Origin of the sequence: Bacillus altaicus (genome assembly GCF_042136375.2) — a bacterium.
GTDB lineage: Bacteria > Bacillota > Bacilli > Bacillales > Bacillaceae_G > Bacillus_A > Bacillus_A cereus_U.
This window is the reverse complement of the sequence record NZ_CM143394.1, coordinates 2,710,195-2,725,596: the sequence shown is the minus strand read 5'-3', so window position 1 is coordinate 2,725,596 and position 15,402 is coordinate 2,710,195. Positions and strand designations below refer to the sequence as shown.

Genomic DNA, 15,402 nt, shown 5'->3' with positions numbered 1-15,402 from the left:
TTCCATCTTATCATTTCAATATAGAAAGGAGGAATTAAAAATGAATCACCTTTTAAAACGTTATAATAAGCCCATCCTCATTCGGTTGTTCGGTGAATTGTTAGTCCGAACGACTGAAGCGATGTTAGCTATCATTTTTATTGTTCATGTTAATAAAGCTTTAAATGGGAATATCATAGTTACAATGCTTCTTTTCGGATTACAGCCGCTCGCTGATATTTTATTTACATTAATCGCTGGAGGTGTAACAGATAGATACGGCCGAAAGAAAATCATGTTAATCGGATTACTTTTACAAGCTTTTGCCGTAAGCGGATTCGTTTTTGCTGAAACGGTCGCCTTTTTCGCCTTATTGTATGTGGTTAATGGTATTGGCCGCTCTTTATATATTCCGGCACAGCGCGCTCAAATCGCTGACTTAACAAGGGCAGAACAACAGGCAGAAATATTTGCTGTTCTGCATACTACGGGAGCGATTGGCTCTGTAATCGGACCATTAATTGGTGCTTTTTTCTATACTAGTCACCCTGAATATTTATTTATTTTGCAAGGTGTAGCCCTTACGCTATATGCTATTCTCGTTTGGACGCAGCTTCCTGAAACGGTCCCACCCAGACAAAGCGTTAATAAAACTAAAGAAGTATATTCGCCAAAACAATTTATTTCAAAGCATTATGCTGTGTTTGGACTTATGGTTTCTACGCTACCTATTAGTTTTTTCTACGCTCAAACCGAATCGAATTATCGTATATTCGCCGAAAGTGTATTTCCAAATTTTTTATTCATACTCGTATTTATCTCAACTTGCAAAGCAGTCATGGAAGTTATTCTCCAAATTTTCCTTGTGAAATGGTCTGAACGATTTTCTATGCCTAAAATCATTGTTATTTCCTATACTTGCTATACGTTAGCTGCGATTGGCTACGGCTATTCCACAACAATATGGTCATTATTCTTCACCTTGCTCTTTTTAGTAATTGGGGAAAGTATCGCTTTGAATCACTTACTACGATTCGTTTCACAAATAGCTCCAAGTCATAGACGCGGATTATATTTTTCTATATATGGTATACATTGGGATATTTCAAGAACTTGCGGGCCTTTTGTAGGAGCATTGTTATTAAGCAAATTAAGCGGTAGTACTCTATTTTATATTTGTGCATTCTTATTAATAATTGGCGGTATTATTCAAGCTTTTGTTGTTCAATCGTTAGAAAAAAACAAAGTAAAAGAGCTGTCCCTATAGGAACAGCTCTTTTATTTAACCTGCCATTTTATTAATACTATCCTCCGGTGAGAACACAGAAATATGATGTACTTTACCGGTCGATTTCGGAATTATAAATTTCAATTCAAATTGTTCATTTACTTTATAAACATAAATTTTATCATTACCATTTACTTTAACTGACGCTGGTTTTCCTAAAGCCTTTTCGATTTCTTGTAACGTAATCGATTTGAGTTCTGAATGATATGAGCGAACGTCAAAGACTTGAGATCCTTTGTTAAAGCCAAATGCTACATTTTTACTTGTAAAAGTTGCATACGTCCCGTTGCCTGCTTGATCAGTTTTATCTGCTTTTCCCCACGCCTTTTCTATTTCCTCGATGTCACCTGTATGTGCTGCATATGGTACGTTAGGTACTTTACCTTCTTTCGCTTGCTCAAATAAATCTTTTACATGGTTAATTGATTTTTGATTAAGCACTGTATTTTTCGTATTAGACTCCGTTGAAGGTTTTACCGAATCTTGACCTTTTGGTTTTTCCACAGACTCTTTCTCTGTTTTTTGAGCGGTGTCCTCATTCTTTTTACCCGTTTCTGGCGTATCGCTCTTTTTTTCTGTACTATTTTCTGACGTTGAATTAGTTTGTTTCTTTTCCTCAGCGTTATTACACGCGGTTAAAGCCGCTACACACGTTAAAGTTAGGAATACTATAAGCACTTTCATATATACTTTCATCATTTTCAGCCTCCCTCTTCAACATATTCACTTTTGCAACCATTCCATAACACTGTCCCTTAAATTATTTTTGGTCCATAAAGGAAGTACTTCGGTTTACGAAAGTTTTAAAAAGCTTGGAATTGTATTATTAATCCTCTTATTGTTCTCCTTGTATACACTTTCTCACCTTAATTGTTATATCCTTCTTTTATTACTTGACATGCGCTGTCACAAAAGCTCATTTCAAGTAATAAAACGACAGTTAGTGGTGTTGCAACTGAAACATAGCAGGAATAAACAGCCCCCCCGTAACGATTGAATTTCCACTCTCAACTTGTTTAACCTATAAGGCTTGAGGGAATGGCACTTGAAATAATATCTTAATAAAATTAAAAAAGCTGCCCTATTAAAGGACAGCTTCAAATATGTATTTTTACACTTCGATTGATTTACCATCTTCAACAATATGGTAAAGTAAGTGCGCTAAATGATGAATTGGACCATTTTCTTCCTCTTCTTCATTTGTCTCACCTTGGAATTCAAGATCATTTAAGTATAGTGCTAAAAATTGATAGAACAATTTCAAATCAAATCCGTAGCAAGCACTTGGTTCTTCATGATCTCCTTCATATTGTAACATTAAGTATTGCTCGTTTTCTTCTGCATCTTCAGCATCAAAGAATACGAAGAAACCAACGTTTGTATCTAAATCAAATAGATGACGAGTACCTTTTTCTGTTGCTTTCTCGAAGTCCTCTTCACTTAATTTATGTACTGTTGTTGCCTTTGCATTATCCTCTTGATGAAAATTTACTGTAAATGATTTCAATGCTGACACCTCCTGATTGTATAAAAGTAGCATAACAGATTAAACAACATAATACAAAGGGACTGCTCACAAATGTAAACAGTCCCTTTGTATTTATTTCCGTATAGCTCGTAATAAGAAGCTCACGATGAAAATTAATATGACCGCACCTATTAAAGCTGGAATAATTGCAAATCCGCCAATAACAGGACCGAATTTACCAAGTAACAACGAACCAAGCCAAGAACCGATAATACCAGCAATAATATTACCAATTACACCGCCCGGTACATCCTTTCCAGTGATCAGACTTGCAAACCATCCTAAAATACCACCGACGATTAAATACCAAATCATATATTTACCTCCTTTATTTTTGAACAATAAAATTATAATCAGAAACAATTGCTTACCATTAGTTATGTTACATTTTTCGTAAGTTATTCGTCTTATTAAAATCATTCAAATCTGCTCAACATATTAAGGACAATCTGGCTTCAATATTGTTCTCATAAATTCGTCTTTAAACGCTTGATAATTAAATTCAACGGCAATTCTTTGTATAGGACGATTATCAAACGTCGTTGGCTCAGCTATTTTTCTAAAATCTGCAACACTTTGACCTCTCGTTACATCATTTGTCGTACTTATCCAAACTGCTGATTTTTTATATTCAAAAATATCATCATTTATAAATGAAATGAACGGGAGTAAATCGTGAATCGGACTCCCAGCAATATCTGGATATTCTTTTTTGTAAAAGTTTTCGTAATAAAAATCGATCATTGGCTTAATAAGTTTCGCCTGCCCTGTTCCTTCTTTATCAATAATATCGACCATTTCAGGAGTAATAAGTGCTTCTTGCGTTACATTTAACGGGTATATAGTAGCATTTTGCGCATATTTCATAACGATATTCGCGGCAATTGGATCGCCGTAAAAATTAGCTTCTGATACAGGTGTAACATTACCCGGAAATAGAAAAGCACCGCCCATTATATAATAAGAACATACTCGATTCATTAAATTGGGGTACAATAAAAATAATGTTGCAAGTGTTGTTAATCGTCCCGTCGCCACTATAATAATATCTTCTGGACAAGGCTCAATTAATTTGATCAATTCACAAAAATTTTCTCTTTCACAAATTCTCATTTTCGGTGGAATAATTGGACCTAAACCGTGATCCCCATGAATTTCAGGAAAAAATAAAGGTTCTTCAGCTGTCATCGGTCTACTGGCACCTTCAATAATTTTCACTTTTGTAGCATAGTATCTTTCTAAAAAACAAACATTTTCCGTTACAATTTCTCTTGATACATTTCCATACTCTGCAACGATACCTATAATATCTAATTTGCATGTTTTATTCGCATAAATTAACGTTACTGCATCATCAATACCAAAATCTCCGAAAAAGATTATTTTTTTATTAACTTTTCTCACCCCTCTCCAGCATAATCTACTATCATTATTATGCGAAAAAGACAAGGCGGTGAAACGGAGATAATTAAAAAAGCCGCCTATTTATTGGCGACTTCAATTTTCTTATAAGATAAATATGCTAGTACACTTTTGCTTGAATCATATTTCGGATTATTCCCTTTTCTCGGTTCTCTCATATGTGTTTTTTCAAACCCAGGAATGTCAGGCATTTCCTCTAAAAATTCAAGCATCTCTTCCTCAGTTCCCTCAATACGTACACGAATCATTATTGCTATTCCTCAATTCTCATTTTCTCTGTACTAAGTATATCGTACATCAGAAAGACTGCAAGAAATTTATCTTTTTAATGTTGAACTTTTTTTACATACGAACAGTGCCATTTCAGTATAGAACGATTCAATTTTATTGTTTTCAAATTGAATTTTGAAAAACCCCTGCATTTCATTTGATGTTTTCATCATACACTCTGTTAACTTTACACGTTTTTGCATAGGTACATCCATCATATCGCACCACCAATCAAAATCGAACTTCTTGTCAAAAGTATGACATGACTGCATTTGCAAACCTTGTTTTTCTAATAAAGTAATCCATTCTGTTTTTTTCAAAGCTCGTTCATGGCTTGGATCTCGCTTCTTTTCGATAAAGTTATAAAATGTATCAAATTCATTATTTTCTGGTGAAACATTATCAATTAATATAAATAATCCATTATCTTCTAACGTTCGATGTACTTCAGAAATAAATTGCAAAGGATCAACAAAGTGATGTGCTGCAATTCGGCATGTAATTGTATCAAAGGATTCTTCAGCAAATGGTAAATTTTCTGCATTTCCTGCTACAAATGATACATTTTCATGCCCGTTCCCTTCTATAAAACCTTTTGCTTTTTCTAACATTTTTTCTGTTAAATCAAGAGCGACTACCTCTTTAAACATTGGGGCTAACAAATTTGCAACATGTCCACCACCAGTAGCAATATCAAGAAGACGAGTATTATGACGAGTTTCAACTTGCTGAACTACATATTGTAAATCCGGTCCATTTGCATGAATTTTACTTTTCACATACTTCTCTGCATTACTACCAAATTGTTGTTTCACAAGTTCTTCTTTACTCATTTTTATCATCTTCTTTCTATAAAGTATTATATTTAATTTATAAGTTCTCTTTATATAATTTCAAATCCTCTTTTAGGCTTATCTCTTGTATTAGAGTCTTTCTATCAAAATCATTTAACTCTTTTATTTTTAAGTATAAAACAAAAAAGGTTATGGGAACTTATCCCACAACCTCACAAAGTATCTCTTATATTTGAGGATCTTCTTACACGTCTAAATAACTTAATCCCCCTGTAACTTCACAAAAACTTCTACTTCGCTATTAGTAGCCTCTCTTGCATGGAATCCATATTGATCCATGCCAATCCATATCCACCCAGGACTATCATAAAGAATATCTATGTTGAAATGCTCCAACTTAGTAAGTTCTGACCTAATAAATTTATTCCTACTAGCGATTTGCTTATCAAGCAAACCATATTCTTTCCCATTTTCAAATAGCGCTATAATCTTTCCTGCAAGTGGATGTATACGAACAATAAAGTGATATTCCTTTTCATTTATATTCGCCACAATCTTACTAGACTCAGGCATATTCATATCAATCAGCTCCTTTATTGGTTTCATTAACATCATAACAGGTGAATATTTAAATATTATTAATATAATGTAAAAAATATAAAAGCTGACTTCCCTTTAGAAATCAGCTTTTATACATTGTTTATCTTTAAACTTTTTACAAATTTTATAACGTTTCTTTCTCTTCCTCATTTCCGGAAACTAAATCTCCTAAAACATCCACCGTAACTTCAACTACAAATTCACAAATCCCTGCTACAACTTCTCCAATTACTTCCTCCATCTTTCTACCCCCTTGTTTTATGAAACTTATTTTCAGTATAGAAGATACTGGTTAATTTTAACTATCGGAAAAGATGACATTAAGCTTACAAATTTGTAAGCTATTTCATTGTATTCTTAAATATGTACTCCTATCCTTTGAAACTTTAAGTATTATTAACAGTCAGATCGGCCATCATAATATAAGGTACGTCATAATCCAAAATTTGAGGAGGCGTGTAAAATATACTACGTAAAACTAATTAAAGGTCAATCTTTCTATGCTTTTGATCATCGTTTCTTAATATCCGAGGAAAAAGAGGTTTCAGAGAAAATTTTTAATTACTTACGCCGGAATGAATTCTTTGAAGTACGTAAAGAGGAGTTTTCTGCCTAATGTACTAACAGCATCAAGAAACAACTCACAGTATTGTGACTCTTTCTTGATGCTTTTATGTTATCGCCCTATATTCAGGCTTATTCTCAATTCTATTAACATCTTCTAGTATATGTCCAAACTAATTCATCGTTACTTTCATATTTTAGTGAGGTGACGAACATGACTCATATCATCGATTACCAAGCTACTCAACCAATAAATAAAACGGGTGAAACAACTTTTGCAATTCCCCATTCCCCAAATAAAGCAATTCTAGCAAATATTAAATTGAAAATTTCAAGAAGCGATTCACGTAATAATCGAGTAGAATTAATCGCTACAGTTGGAGTTAAAGGTATAACTGATATATCCCAAATATTATTTAGAATTTTCCATGATAACACTGAAATTTTCAACACACAAGTAGGTATTGAATCTACAGATTCAGAGCAATTCTACGCACAAACATTTCAAGCTATAGATCAAAATGTTAGCTGCGGGACTCACGAATATTCTTTAACTGTGGAAAACCTTACAAGTGCTGCTAGTGCAGACGTTGTTGGTCCTCTGTCTTTTAGCGGTTTAGCTATTGGACAAGATCATAAGTGTTGCTAAAGGAATCTATTGTTTTATTTTGCATTTGAGAAAAGTGAGACGTAGTACCTACGTTCTTGCTTTTTTTATTTTCTCCTTGTTTTTCATTACTTTAAATTTGTATTTAATCATACGTTTTTTCATTTTGAATTACTTATTTCATCACTTAATAAATCAAATTTTCCACAAATCAAAAAGATTGAAATCCACTAATGAAACACGTAATATAGACTCTGACTCTAAAAAAATCACGTTAAAAAATAATGAATAAATTAGGAGGTTTTATATACGAGTTGTTAATTTTAAAAGACTGAGAGGTTTAAATTATGTGGCGTAATAAAAATGTTTGGATCGTATTAATTGGGGAGTTTATTGCTGGTCTTGGGTTATGGCTTGGTATTCTTGGTAACCTTGAATTTATGCAAAAATACGTCCCTTCTGATTTTATGAAATCCGTTATATTATTTATCGGACTGTTAGCTGGTGTTCTAGTTGGTCCAATGGCTGGTCGTGTCATTGACCAGTATGAAAAAAAGAAAGTTCTTCTTTACGCTGGATTTGGTCGTGTTATTAGTGTTATTTTCATGTTTTTCGCTATTCAATATGAAAGTATCGCTTTCATGATTGCATTTATGATTGCACTTCAAATTTCAGCAGCATTTTATTTCCCTGCATTACAATCTGTAATTCCACTCATCGTTCGTGAACATGAACTATTACAGTTGAACGGTGTACATATGAATGTTGGTACAATCGCTCGTATTGCAGGTACTTCGCTAGGTGGAATTCTTTTAGTTGTAATGAGTTTACAGTATATGTATGCCTTCTCAATGGCAGCATACGCTTTATTATTCCTCTCAACTTTCTTCCTACAATTTGAAGATAAAAAATCAGCTACATTAAGTAAACAATCCGCTAAAGATAATAGTTTTATGGAAGTATTTCGTATTTTAAAAGGAATCCCTATTGCTTTTAAAGCACTTATATTAAGTATTATCCCTCTTTTATTTATAGCTGGATTCAATTTAATGGTTATTAACATTAGCGAAATACAACATGACCCAACAATTAAAGGATTCATATATACAATTGAAGGTGTAGCGTTTATGTTAGGTGCATTCGTTATTAAACGTTTATCTGATCATTTCAAACCTGAAAAGTTACTATACTTCTTCGCATTTTGTACCGCTTTTGCACACCTTTCGTTGTTCTTTAGCGATATTAAATGGATGGCACTTGCCTCATTTGGTTTGTTTGGATTTAGTGTTGGCTGCTTCTTCCCTATTATGTCGACAATTTTCCAAACGAAAGTCGAAAAAAGCTATCACGGACGTCTCTTCTCATTCCGTAATATGTTTGAAAGAGTTATGTTCCAAATTGTCTTACTCGGCACAGGCTTCTTCTTAGATACGATTGGATTACAGTATATGGTTCTAATTTTCGGAGTCATTTCATTGTTGATTATATTTATTTCCCTATCTAAGCAGAAACAATTTGAAAAACAAACGTCGCAATCTACTAATTTATAAAGTTCAACTAATACTTCTTAAGAATGGATCCAGTATTTTACTTGATCCATTCTTTTTCAATTTCTAAGATTAAACTTTATATCCTTTGTATAGTCCAAATATTTAAAGGTGTATCGCCTACTGTTTTCGAATACAATAAACAATAGATTTTTCAAAAAGGAGCTGTGGAAATGTCTGTTGATATGCAATTATTAATTACCCTTCTTTTTTCATTCATTATGTTTGGCGTCCTTAATTTTTTAGCCATTTCCCTATCTCAAAATAACTTTAAAAGAAGGATTGTTGCAGGTTTCTTATTTTTACTGTTAACTCCCATTATCTTTTTGACTATTACAGCATTTGCTTCTATATTCGATAAAGGTGGTTTTGGAGCAGCTAACCTAGCCTTTGTTATTGTAAATGTATATATTGTAAATGGAATTGTCATTCTTCTTTCCGCTTCATTTATCCTCAAAAAACATAACATAAGATAGAGCACTAGGCATGAATCTGGCATTACACTAGATTCATGCCTTTTTATTTTGAAATCCCACCCTTCTCCAAATTTTTATGTGAAATTTATTAATTCTTTATAAAAATTTAAACTTTATTCATTACAATATTCTTATTGTATTCGCACGTTTATAAAAAATAAGAAGAAAGGAGTACACAATGAAAAAGCTTCTACTTATTTTCCCTATATTAATCGTTCTACTTAGTGGATGTAGCAATAATGATATATACGGCTCTTGGGAAATCATTGATAATAAAAAAGGTGAATGCCCTGTGTATTATAAATTTGAAACAGTTGTAAAAGAAGAAAAGAAAGAAAAGATTGTTCACAATTTAGTGGAAATGCAAACGACAAATAAAAAAGAGGATTTATTTAAAGGATCATTTGTTAAAAATTCTAACGTGTATCGTATTGATTATGGTAACTCGTTTACATCGGATCAATCTTTAAAAGTTGTCGATAATAAATTAAATGTATACTTTTTTACAACTGAAAAAACATGTACATATAAAAAAACAAATAATTAATCTTCATTTATAACGTAGAAAATATTTTCTGCGTTATTTTTATATTTCTCCTGATTATCCTCCCTCTAAATTTGTCAATCGTTTTAATTTTCATAAAAAAATGATAAAATGTAAACATGTGTTTTCAGAATAATTAAAAATACAGAAAGAAAACACTGTTTTTAGGAGGGGTTTTGATGACTTACACTTTAGCAACTAGAATGAAAGCATTCCAATCTTCTATATTTAGTGAATTAGGGGCCTATAAAAAAGAGAAAATTGCAGCAGGTCATAAAATGATCGATTTAAGTATCGGGAATCCTGATATGCCTCCTGCTGATTTTGTAAGAGAAGAAATGGTACATACAGCAAGTGCAAAAGAAAGTTACGGATATACGTTATCTGGTATTCAAGAATTTCACGAAGCTGTAACTGAATATTACAACAACACTCATAATGTTATATTAAATGCTGAAAAAGAAGTTTTATTATTAATGGGTTCACAAGACGGACTCGTTCATTTACCTATGGTTTTTGCAAATCCGGGAGATATAATACTAGTTCCTGATCCAGGATATACTGCTTATGAAACAGGAATTCAAATGGCCGGTGCAACATCTTACTACATGCCATTAAAGAAAGAAAATGATTTCTTACCTAACTTAGAAGTTATCCCTGAAGAAATTGCCGATAAAGCGAAGATGATGATTTTGAACTTCCCAGGGAATCCAGTTCCAGCAATGGCTCATGAAGATTTCTTTAAAGAGGTAATTGCATTCGCGAAAAAGCATAATATTATCGTTGTCCATGATTTTGCTTATGCTGAATTTTATTTTGATGGTCAAAAGCCAATTAGCTTCTTATCTGTACCTGGTGCAAAAGAAGTTGGCGTTGAAATTAATTCTTTATCTAAAAGTTATAGTTTAGCTGGTAGCCGTATTGGTTATATGATTGGTAATAAAGAAATTGTCGGTGCGCTTACGCAATTTAAGTCTAATACAGATTACGGCGTGTTTTTACCAATTCAAAAAGCTGCATCCGCTGCATTACGACACGGCGCTGCATTTTGCGAGAAAAACCGTGGAATTTACCAAGAACGTAGAGATACTTTAGTGGACGGATTCCGCAAATTCGGTTGGAATGTCGATAAACCCGCTGGAAGTATGTTCGTTTGGGCTGAAATTCCGAAAGGATGGACTTCGCTAGAGTTCGCTTATGCACTTATGGATCGTGCAAATGTCGTTGTCACACCAGGCCATGCATTTGGTCCTCACGGCGAAGGCTTTGTGCGTATTGCACTTGTTCAAGATAAAGTAGTATTACAAGAAGCAGTTGAAAACATTAAAAATAGCGGTATTTTCTCTATTGAAAAAGTAGTGGAATTAGTTGAAAATTAATAATAACTCCCCTGCTTAACTTTAGCAGGGGTATTATTATTCCTGGAGGTACGATATGAATATTAAAGATACTCTTCCCCATCGCTATCCATTTTTAATGATCGATAAAATTACAAACGTTAAAGAATCTCAATCAGCTACAGGTTACAAACTGATCACAAATAATGAGTGGTTTATTAATAACAATCAAAACTATATGCCTCATATACTAATTGTAGAAGCACTTGCTCAACTTAGTGCTTTTGTAAGTACAGGTGAATCTGAAGAACTTGGTTTCCTCTCCTCTTTAGATGGGGTGGAATTTCATGAAAATGCGTATCCCGGTGATAAACTTGACTTACATTATGAATTAACACGTAACAGACGAGGTTTTATTCTTGGGAAAGGAATTGCCTCTGTAAACGGTCAATCAATCGTTACCATTGAAAAGCTATTAATATATCAAGCTGATTAAACAGATTACATAGTAAGGAGTAGAAAAATGCGGAATGTTGTTGGTATTGATGCTGGGGGAACATTAACAAAGATTGCTTACTTTAACCTAGAGAAAAAATTATGTTTCGAAAAATTTTATTCATATGAACAAGAAAGAATTAAAGAATGCCTTTATGATAATAATTCAATTACACAATTATGTATTACAGGTGGTAAAGCTAAACAGTTAGAACAACTACTTTCAGGTTCATATAAAATAGTAGAGTTAAACGAGTTTGAAGCTACTTTAGCAGGAGTACGATACATACTAAAAGAAGAGAAACGTGCTATAAACAACTTTGTATTAACAAATATCGGTACAGGTACTTCCATTCACTACGTTCACGACAAGCAATATGTTCGCGCTGGTGGAACTGGAGTTGGCGGTGGTACTATTATGGGTCTTTCAAAACTATTAACAAATATAGATCATTTTGAAGATGTGATTCCGCTTACGAAAATTGGTTCAAGAAACAGTCTAGACATTACAGTTGGAGATATTTATGGCGGGATTCTCTCCCCTATTGATAACAACTTAACTGCTAGCAATTTCGGAAAAGCGACCATTACAGATTCAAATTATAATAGTTCAGATATACTTGCTACTGTGCAAGGACTTGTCGGTGAAGTCGTCACAGCATTAAGCCTTCAATTCGCCGAAGCGAAAAATATTGACCATATCATTTACATCGGTTCTACTCTATGTAATAACGCACATCTTCAAAGTATTATAAGTAGCTATACAGAATATCAAAATAAAATACCAGTCTTTTTACAAGACGGCGGTTATAGTGGTGCGATTGGTGCTTTACTTCATGGTACGAAATAAAAAAGCTGACTTTTGTCAGCTTTTTTGCAATGGTACTTCAAATTCAATAATGGATTCTCCATTCTCTCCAATACGTTCCACACTAATTCTATCAATTACACAATTTAACTTCTCATGAAAACTAGGAATATCCTTTACTACTTTAGCTGCTAACTCTGTGCTATATTTTCTCCCCACTGTTACATGTGGTATGTATGGAATATCCGTTCTAAAAAATTGTAGTAAAGGACCTGTATACAATCTATCGTGCCATTCTTCTATTTTTTCTTTCCCTCTTTCCACTTCCAAAAATAAATACTCTCCCTCGCTGCTTATCCGCCTAGCAAACTTAATTTCAATTTCCCCTACCCCTTTTGACAAATTTAAAATATGGGATTTTAATTCATCATTTGAAATATTGCTCTCAAATGGAAATATAATTGTTATATGCGGTGGAATTAATCCAAATAAAGGATCGTGTTTTTGTCTAATGTTCTCTATTTTATCAATGGACATGTTATGTAAAAACAGTAGAATTGTACGCACTTTTATATCACCTACTTCCCCTCAATTTTTTTATATTTATCACATTGTATGGTAGCGTGAACCTCAACAATTTTTTTGCTTGCATATAGCATGGTTATTATTTTCTCGCCAAACTTTCCTAAATTTTATATAACAAGCAATTCTCCACGGAATAATATACGATACTGCAACGACGTAAAATAATAAACCAATTGTTTGTTGATCTAAATCAACAATATATTGTCTTGAACCATATCTTAAAATAACAATTCCAATAAAGGTAATTAAAAAGGCTGCACTTTTTTTCGTATAAATGTTCCCATCTTCTCTTCGCTCATAATTTGTTAGAAATATAAGTGGTACGGCGAAAAGACCCCCAATGAATACTGCTATAGTCACTTGTAATATAGCTGGGTGTACTGGACCAAAAAACAATATAATACCTGGTGTTAAAAATAGTAATGGCCACAAAATACGTTTTCCCTTTCCCTTTATCGGCTTATACATAGAACGATATCGTCGCCAAAAAATCAGTAGTGCTACGCATAAAAAGACGGTTATTAGTGAAGAAGTATCTCCCATACAGTCTTCCTTCTCTCTTAAAGTAATTGTGCTTAAATCGTATCCTCAAAAGAAACTTTACGAATAAATAGAGCGCTAATTATAAAGTATATTAAAATAAGCACTATCGAAATTGATATAAAATTAGGTATATCAAGTAACGATTTACTATCAATAAATACCAATTCTTTCAAACCTACCTTACCATAAATTGTACTCGTCAACCCCAAGAAAAAAATCACACTAAAAGCAAAGCCTATCCAATTAAATCTTTTCTGAAAAATAGTTGTTAATTGAAATAAGCTAGCTAATAAAAGATAGAACACGAACTGTGCAAAGAATTGTTCGATTGTATGTGCTCCTAAATTTATATGTTTCGTTTCATAAAATGTACCTTGTAAAAGTAAAACCTGAAGAAATGAAAAAATTACTGATTGTAATATGATAAAACATACTGAACCAATAAAGAATTGTAATCTAGTAACGCCAAATGAGACAACTGTACGAAATATGTCATCTTGAACAAGAAAAACACTTGCCACAATAAATATTGCAATTGCAATAGATGAATTATTGAAGATATCATGTAAAAATGCTACCTTTAGTCCCTTTATATCAGTTGCAGTTGTTGTCCATTTTATAAGTAATGCCACACACCAAAAGATAAGAACAGCCTTATAATGAAATTTCATATGTAACTTTAATTGTTTTAAAAGCATTTTCATTTCACCTCATTATCTGTTAGATAAATAAATAGTTTTTGCAGTGTTACTCTGTCTATTTCTAACCCTTCAGTTTCTAACAGCTCATAATCTCTAGCAGAAAGATCTTCCCATATCGCAGAAATCTCTTTATTCCCATACAACTCTTGTTTTACAACATTTTTCCCCATTAAAAAATTTGTCACTTTATCTTTATGTCCTGATATTATGTGTCCTTTTTCTAAAAAATCTTCCACAGAGGATTGAACAGCTAATGATCCTTCTTTTAATATGATTACATTTTCTATAACATGGGACACTTCCTCAACTAAATGTGTTGATAAGATGATTGTTCGTGGATATTCACTATAATCTTCCAATAGTAATTCGTAAAACAACTCTCGATGTGCTGCATCTAAACCGGTAGTCGGCTCATCAAAAATAGTAATTGGTGCTCTACTAGCTAAACCTTTAATAATACCAACAATTGTTTGCATACCATGGGATAAATCATAATATTTTTCTTTTGCATTCAATTGAAATTTTTTAATAAGTTCCTCAGCATATTCTTGATCCCAATTTTCATAAAACATGTTACACAAATAAAAAACATCTTTTACCTTACTACTTAAATTAATGTTTTCTTTCACCTTTACGAAACAAATATTTCGCATCGCTTTACTATTTTCAAAAATATTTTCGCCAAATATAGATACACTTCCACTACTTGAAATAATTTGTCCAGCAAGAAGGTTTAATAATGTTGTTTTCCCCGCTCCGTTTCTTCCAAGCAAACCATATATTTTATGTTCTTCCAATGAAATTGTTACTTCATTTACAGCTAGTGTCTTTTTATATTTTTTCGTTAAATCTTTCGTTTCAAGTGCAAACATTACTCTTTCCCCTCCTTCGTAATTTTTTGTATCATGTCCATCAATTCGTCTTTTGATATTTCTAGTACTTTTGCTTCTTCCCACACTTTAGGTAAATACTCGGTCATAAAAGTGTTTTGTCTTTTTTTTAGTACGACTTCTTTTGCTCCCTTTGCAACAAACATCCCGATCCCTCTCTTTTTATATAAAATCCCCTCATCCACTAGTAGATTTACTCCTTTTGCAGCTGTAGCCGGATTAATTTGTAACATCTTCGCAAATTGATTTGTCGATGGAACTTGTTCTTCTTCCAGCAATATGTCTTTTAAAATATCAGATTCAATGGTTTCTGCAATTTGTATGTATATTAACTTATTTTGTTCTAGAGTAGGTTTCACGATTTCACCACCTTAGGTTCCTAGGTTCATTACTTATGTAATTAACCATAGCACATCGTTTTAAT

General features: G+C 32.9%; 21 protein-coding genes. 9 read left to right on the top strand and 12 right to left on the bottom strand.

Features of this window, described 5'->3' with window-relative positions; genetic code table 11:
• The first annotated feature begins 40 nt into the window (after nucleotides 1-40).
• Nucleotides 41-1,246, top strand: a complete 1,206-nt coding sequence (locus ACE38F_RS14205) for an MDR family MFS transporter (RefSeq protein WP_375368894.1) — start codon at nucleotides 41-43, stop codon at nucleotides 1,244-1,246.
• A gap of 15 nt (nucleotides 1,247-1,261) precedes the next feature.
• Here ACE38F_RS14205 and ACE38F_RS14200 read toward each other — a convergent pair whose 3' ends face one another.
• The 7 genes from ACE38F_RS14200 to ACE38F_RS14170 all read right to left on the bottom strand — a co-directional run bounded on the left by ACE38F_RS14200 (nucleotide 1,262) and on the right by ACE38F_RS14170 (nucleotide 5,860).
• Complete coding sequence (locus ACE38F_RS14200; RefSeq protein ID WP_375368893.1) at nucleotides 1,262-1,966, bottom strand: YjgB family protein; 705 nt, start codon at nucleotides 1,964-1,966, stop codon at nucleotides 1,262-1,264.
• A gap of 412 nt (nucleotides 1,967-2,378) precedes the next feature.
• A complete protein-coding gene (locus tag ACE38F_RS14195) occupies nucleotides 2,379-2,774 on the bottom strand; it encodes a cytosolic protein (RefSeq protein ID WP_375368892.1) in 396 nt (131 codons plus the stop codon).
• 93 nt (nucleotides 2,775-2,867) lie between these two features.
• Entirely contained in the window at nucleotides 2,868-3,110 is a 243-nt protein-coding gene (locus tag ACE38F_RS14190; protein ID WP_002110405.1) for a GlsB/YeaQ/YmgE family stress response membrane protein, read from the bottom strand.
• A 123-nt stretch (nucleotides 3,111-3,233) separates the two neighbouring features.
• A complete protein-coding gene (locus ACE38F_RS14185) occupies nucleotides 3,234-4,199 on the bottom strand; it encodes a nucleoside hydrolase (RefSeq protein ID WP_375368891.1) in 966 nt (321 codons plus the stop codon).
• Nucleotides 4,200-4,276: 77 nt separating this feature from the next.
• Nucleotides 4,277-4,465, bottom strand: a complete 189-nt coding sequence (locus tag ACE38F_RS14180) for a DUF3970 family protein (RefSeq protein ID WP_375368890.1) — start codon at nucleotides 4,463-4,465, stop codon at nucleotides 4,277-4,279.
• Nucleotides 4,466-4,534: 69 nt separating this feature from the next.
• Nucleotides 4,535-5,320 carry a class I SAM-dependent methyltransferase gene (locus tag ACE38F_RS14175; RefSeq protein ID WP_375368889.1) on the bottom strand — a complete coding sequence of 262 codons (786 nt, stop codon included), beginning with the start codon at nucleotides 5,318-5,320 and terminating at the stop codon, nucleotides 4,535-4,537.
• A 222-nt stretch (nucleotides 5,321-5,542) separates the two neighbouring features.
• Nucleotides 5,543-5,860, bottom strand: a complete 318-nt coding sequence (locus tag ACE38F_RS14170) for a hypothetical protein (protein WP_375368888.1) — start codon at nucleotides 5,858-5,860, stop codon at nucleotides 5,543-5,545.
• A 484-nt stretch (nucleotides 5,861-6,344) separates the two neighbouring features.
• Here ACE38F_RS14170 and ACE38F_RS14165 point away from each other — a divergent pair, with 484 nt between their 5' ends.
• From ACE38F_RS14165 to coaW, 8 genes are all read left to right on the top strand, one after another.
• Nucleotides 6,345-6,497: a YqbF domain-containing protein gene (locus ACE38F_RS14165; RefSeq protein WP_078174330.1), complete on the top strand. Its 153-nt coding sequence runs from the start codon at nucleotides 6,345-6,347 to the stop codon at nucleotides 6,495-6,497.
• A 162-nt stretch (nucleotides 6,498-6,659) separates the two neighbouring features.
• On the top strand, nucleotides 6,660-7,094 hold the full coding sequence (gene exsC / locus ACE38F_RS14160) for an exosporium protein ExsC (protein WP_375368887.1): 435 nt from the start codon (nucleotides 6,660-6,662) through the stop codon (nucleotides 7,092-7,094).
• Between the two features lie 305 nt (nucleotides 7,095-7,399).
• Complete coding sequence (locus ACE38F_RS14155; RefSeq protein ID WP_375368886.1) at nucleotides 7,400-8,602, top strand: MFS transporter; 1,203 nt, start codon at nucleotides 7,400-7,402, stop codon at nucleotides 8,600-8,602.
• A 170-nt stretch (nucleotides 8,603-8,772) separates the two neighbouring features.
• The gene (locus tag ACE38F_RS14150) at nucleotides 8,773-9,075 is read left to right on the top strand and encodes a hypothetical protein (protein WP_375368885.1); all 303 of its coding nucleotides are present in this window, start codon (nucleotides 8,773-8,775) and stop codon (nucleotides 9,073-9,075) included.
• Nucleotides 9,076-9,253: 178 nt separating this feature from the next.
• Nucleotides 9,254-9,622, top strand: coding sequence for a hypothetical protein (locus ACE38F_RS14145; protein ID WP_085311662.1), 369 nt, complete (start codon nucleotides 9,254-9,256; stop codon nucleotides 9,620-9,622).
• Nucleotides 9,623-9,798: 176 nt separating this feature from the next.
• Complete coding sequence (locus tag ACE38F_RS14140) at nucleotides 9,799-10,998, top strand: LL-diaminopimelate aminotransferase (protein ID WP_375368884.1); 1,200 nt, start codon at nucleotides 9,799-9,801, stop codon at nucleotides 10,996-10,998.
• 55 nt (nucleotides 10,999-11,053) lie between these two features.
• On the top strand, nucleotides 11,054-11,452 hold the full coding sequence (locus ACE38F_RS14135) for a 3-hydroxyacyl-ACP dehydratase FabZ family protein (protein WP_375368883.1): 399 nt from the start codon (nucleotides 11,054-11,056) through the stop codon (nucleotides 11,450-11,452).
• Nucleotides 11,453-11,479: 27 nt separating this feature from the next.
• Nucleotides 11,480-12,301 carry a type II pantothenate kinase gene (coaW, locus tag ACE38F_RS14130; RefSeq protein ID WP_375368882.1) on the top strand — a complete coding sequence of 274 codons (822 nt, stop codon included), beginning with the start codon at nucleotides 11,480-11,482 and terminating at the stop codon, nucleotides 12,299-12,301.
• Nucleotides 12,302-12,316: 15 nt separating this feature from the next.
• On the opposite strand, the gene ACE38F_RS14125 is transcribed toward coaW, so the two are convergent.
• The 5 genes from ACE38F_RS14125 to ACE38F_RS14105 form a co-directional block, all read right to left on the bottom strand.
• Nucleotides 12,317-12,826 carry a 2'-5' RNA ligase family protein gene (locus ACE38F_RS14125; protein ID WP_375368881.1) on the bottom strand — a complete coding sequence of 170 codons (510 nt, stop codon included), beginning with the start codon at nucleotides 12,824-12,826 and terminating at the stop codon, nucleotides 12,317-12,319.
• 63 nt (nucleotides 12,827-12,889) lie between these two features.
• Nucleotides 12,890-13,387, bottom strand: coding sequence for a CcdC family protein (locus tag ACE38F_RS14120; protein ID WP_375368880.1), 498 nt, complete (start codon nucleotides 13,385-13,387; stop codon nucleotides 12,890-12,892).
• 32 nt (nucleotides 13,388-13,419) lie between these two features.
• Entirely contained in the window at nucleotides 13,420-14,091 is a 672-nt protein-coding gene (locus tag ACE38F_RS14115) for a DUF4052 family protein (protein ID WP_186320950.1), read from the bottom strand.
• Nucleotides 14,088-14,960, bottom strand: a complete 873-nt coding sequence (locus ACE38F_RS14110) for an ATP-binding cassette domain-containing protein (RefSeq protein ID WP_375368879.1) — start codon at nucleotides 14,958-14,960, stop codon at nucleotides 14,088-14,090. Before ACE38F_RS14110 ends, ACE38F_RS14115 begins: the two co-directional genes overlap by 4 nt.
• A complete protein-coding gene (locus tag ACE38F_RS14105) occupies nucleotides 14,960-15,337 on the bottom strand; it encodes a GntR family transcriptional regulator (protein ID WP_215553388.1) in 378 nt (125 codons plus the stop codon). Before ACE38F_RS14105 ends, ACE38F_RS14110 begins: the two co-directional genes overlap by 1 nt.
• Nucleotides 15,338-15,402: the final 65 nt, after the last annotated feature.

Bases quoted from the DNA above. Each gene is read 5' to 3' on its own strand.
- ACE38F_RS14120 (WP_375368880.1), bottom strand. From the start codon at position 13,387: ATGGGAGATACTTCTTCACTAATAACCGTCTTTTTATGCGTAGCACTA.
- ACE38F_RS14150 (WP_375368885.1), top strand. From the start codon at position 8,773: ATGTCTGTTGATATGCAATTATTAATTACCCTTCTTTTTTCATTCATT.
- ACE38F_RS14140 (WP_375368884.1), top strand. From the start codon at position 9,799: ATGACTTACACTTTAGCAACTAGAATGAAAGCATTCCAATCTTCTATA.
- exsC (WP_375368887.1), top strand. From the start codon at position 6,660: ATGACTCATATCATCGATTACCAAGCTACTCAACCAATAAATAAAACG.
- ACE38F_RS14115 (WP_186320950.1), bottom strand. From the start codon at position 14,091: ATGAAAATGCTTTTAAAACAATTAAAGTTACATATGAAATTTCATTAT.
- ACE38F_RS14190 (WP_002110405.1), bottom strand. From the start codon at position 3,110: ATGATTTGGTATTTAATCGTCGGTGGTATTTTAGGATGGTTTGCAAGT.
- ACE38F_RS14145 (WP_085311662.1), top strand. From the start codon at position 9,254: ATGAAAAAGCTTCTACTTATTTTCCCTATATTAATCGTTCTACTTAGT.
- ACE38F_RS14200 (WP_375368893.1), bottom strand. From the start codon at position 1,966: ATGATGAAAGTATATATGAAAGTGCTTATAGTATTCCTAACTTTAACG.
- coaW (WP_375368882.1), top strand. From the start codon at position 11,480: ATGCGGAATGTTGTTGGTATTGATGCTGGGGGAACATTAACAAAGATT.
- ACE38F_RS14155 (WP_375368886.1), top strand. From the start codon at position 7,400: ATGTGGCGTAATAAAAATGTTTGGATCGTATTAATTGGGGAGTTTATT.
- ACE38F_RS14180 (WP_375368890.1), bottom strand. From the start codon at position 4,465: ATGATTCGTGTACGTATTGAGGGAACTGAGGAAGAGATGCTTGAATTT.
- ACE38F_RS14175 (WP_375368889.1), bottom strand. From the start codon at position 5,320: ATGAGTAAAGAAGAACTTGTGAAACAACAATTTGGTAGTAATGCAGAG.
- ACE38F_RS14110 (WP_375368879.1), bottom strand. From the start codon at position 14,960: ATGTTTGCACTTGAAACGAAAGATTTAACGAAAAAATATAAAAAGACA.
- ACE38F_RS14205 (WP_375368894.1), top strand. From the start codon at position 41: ATGAATCACCTTTTAAAACGTTATAATAAGCCCATCCTCATTCGGTTG.
- ACE38F_RS14135 (WP_375368883.1), top strand. From the start codon at position 11,054: ATGAATATTAAAGATACTCTTCCCCATCGCTATCCATTTTTAATGATC.
- ACE38F_RS14170 (WP_375368888.1), bottom strand. From the start codon at position 5,860: ATGAATATGCCTGAGTCTAGTAAGATTGTGGCGAATATAAATGAAAAG.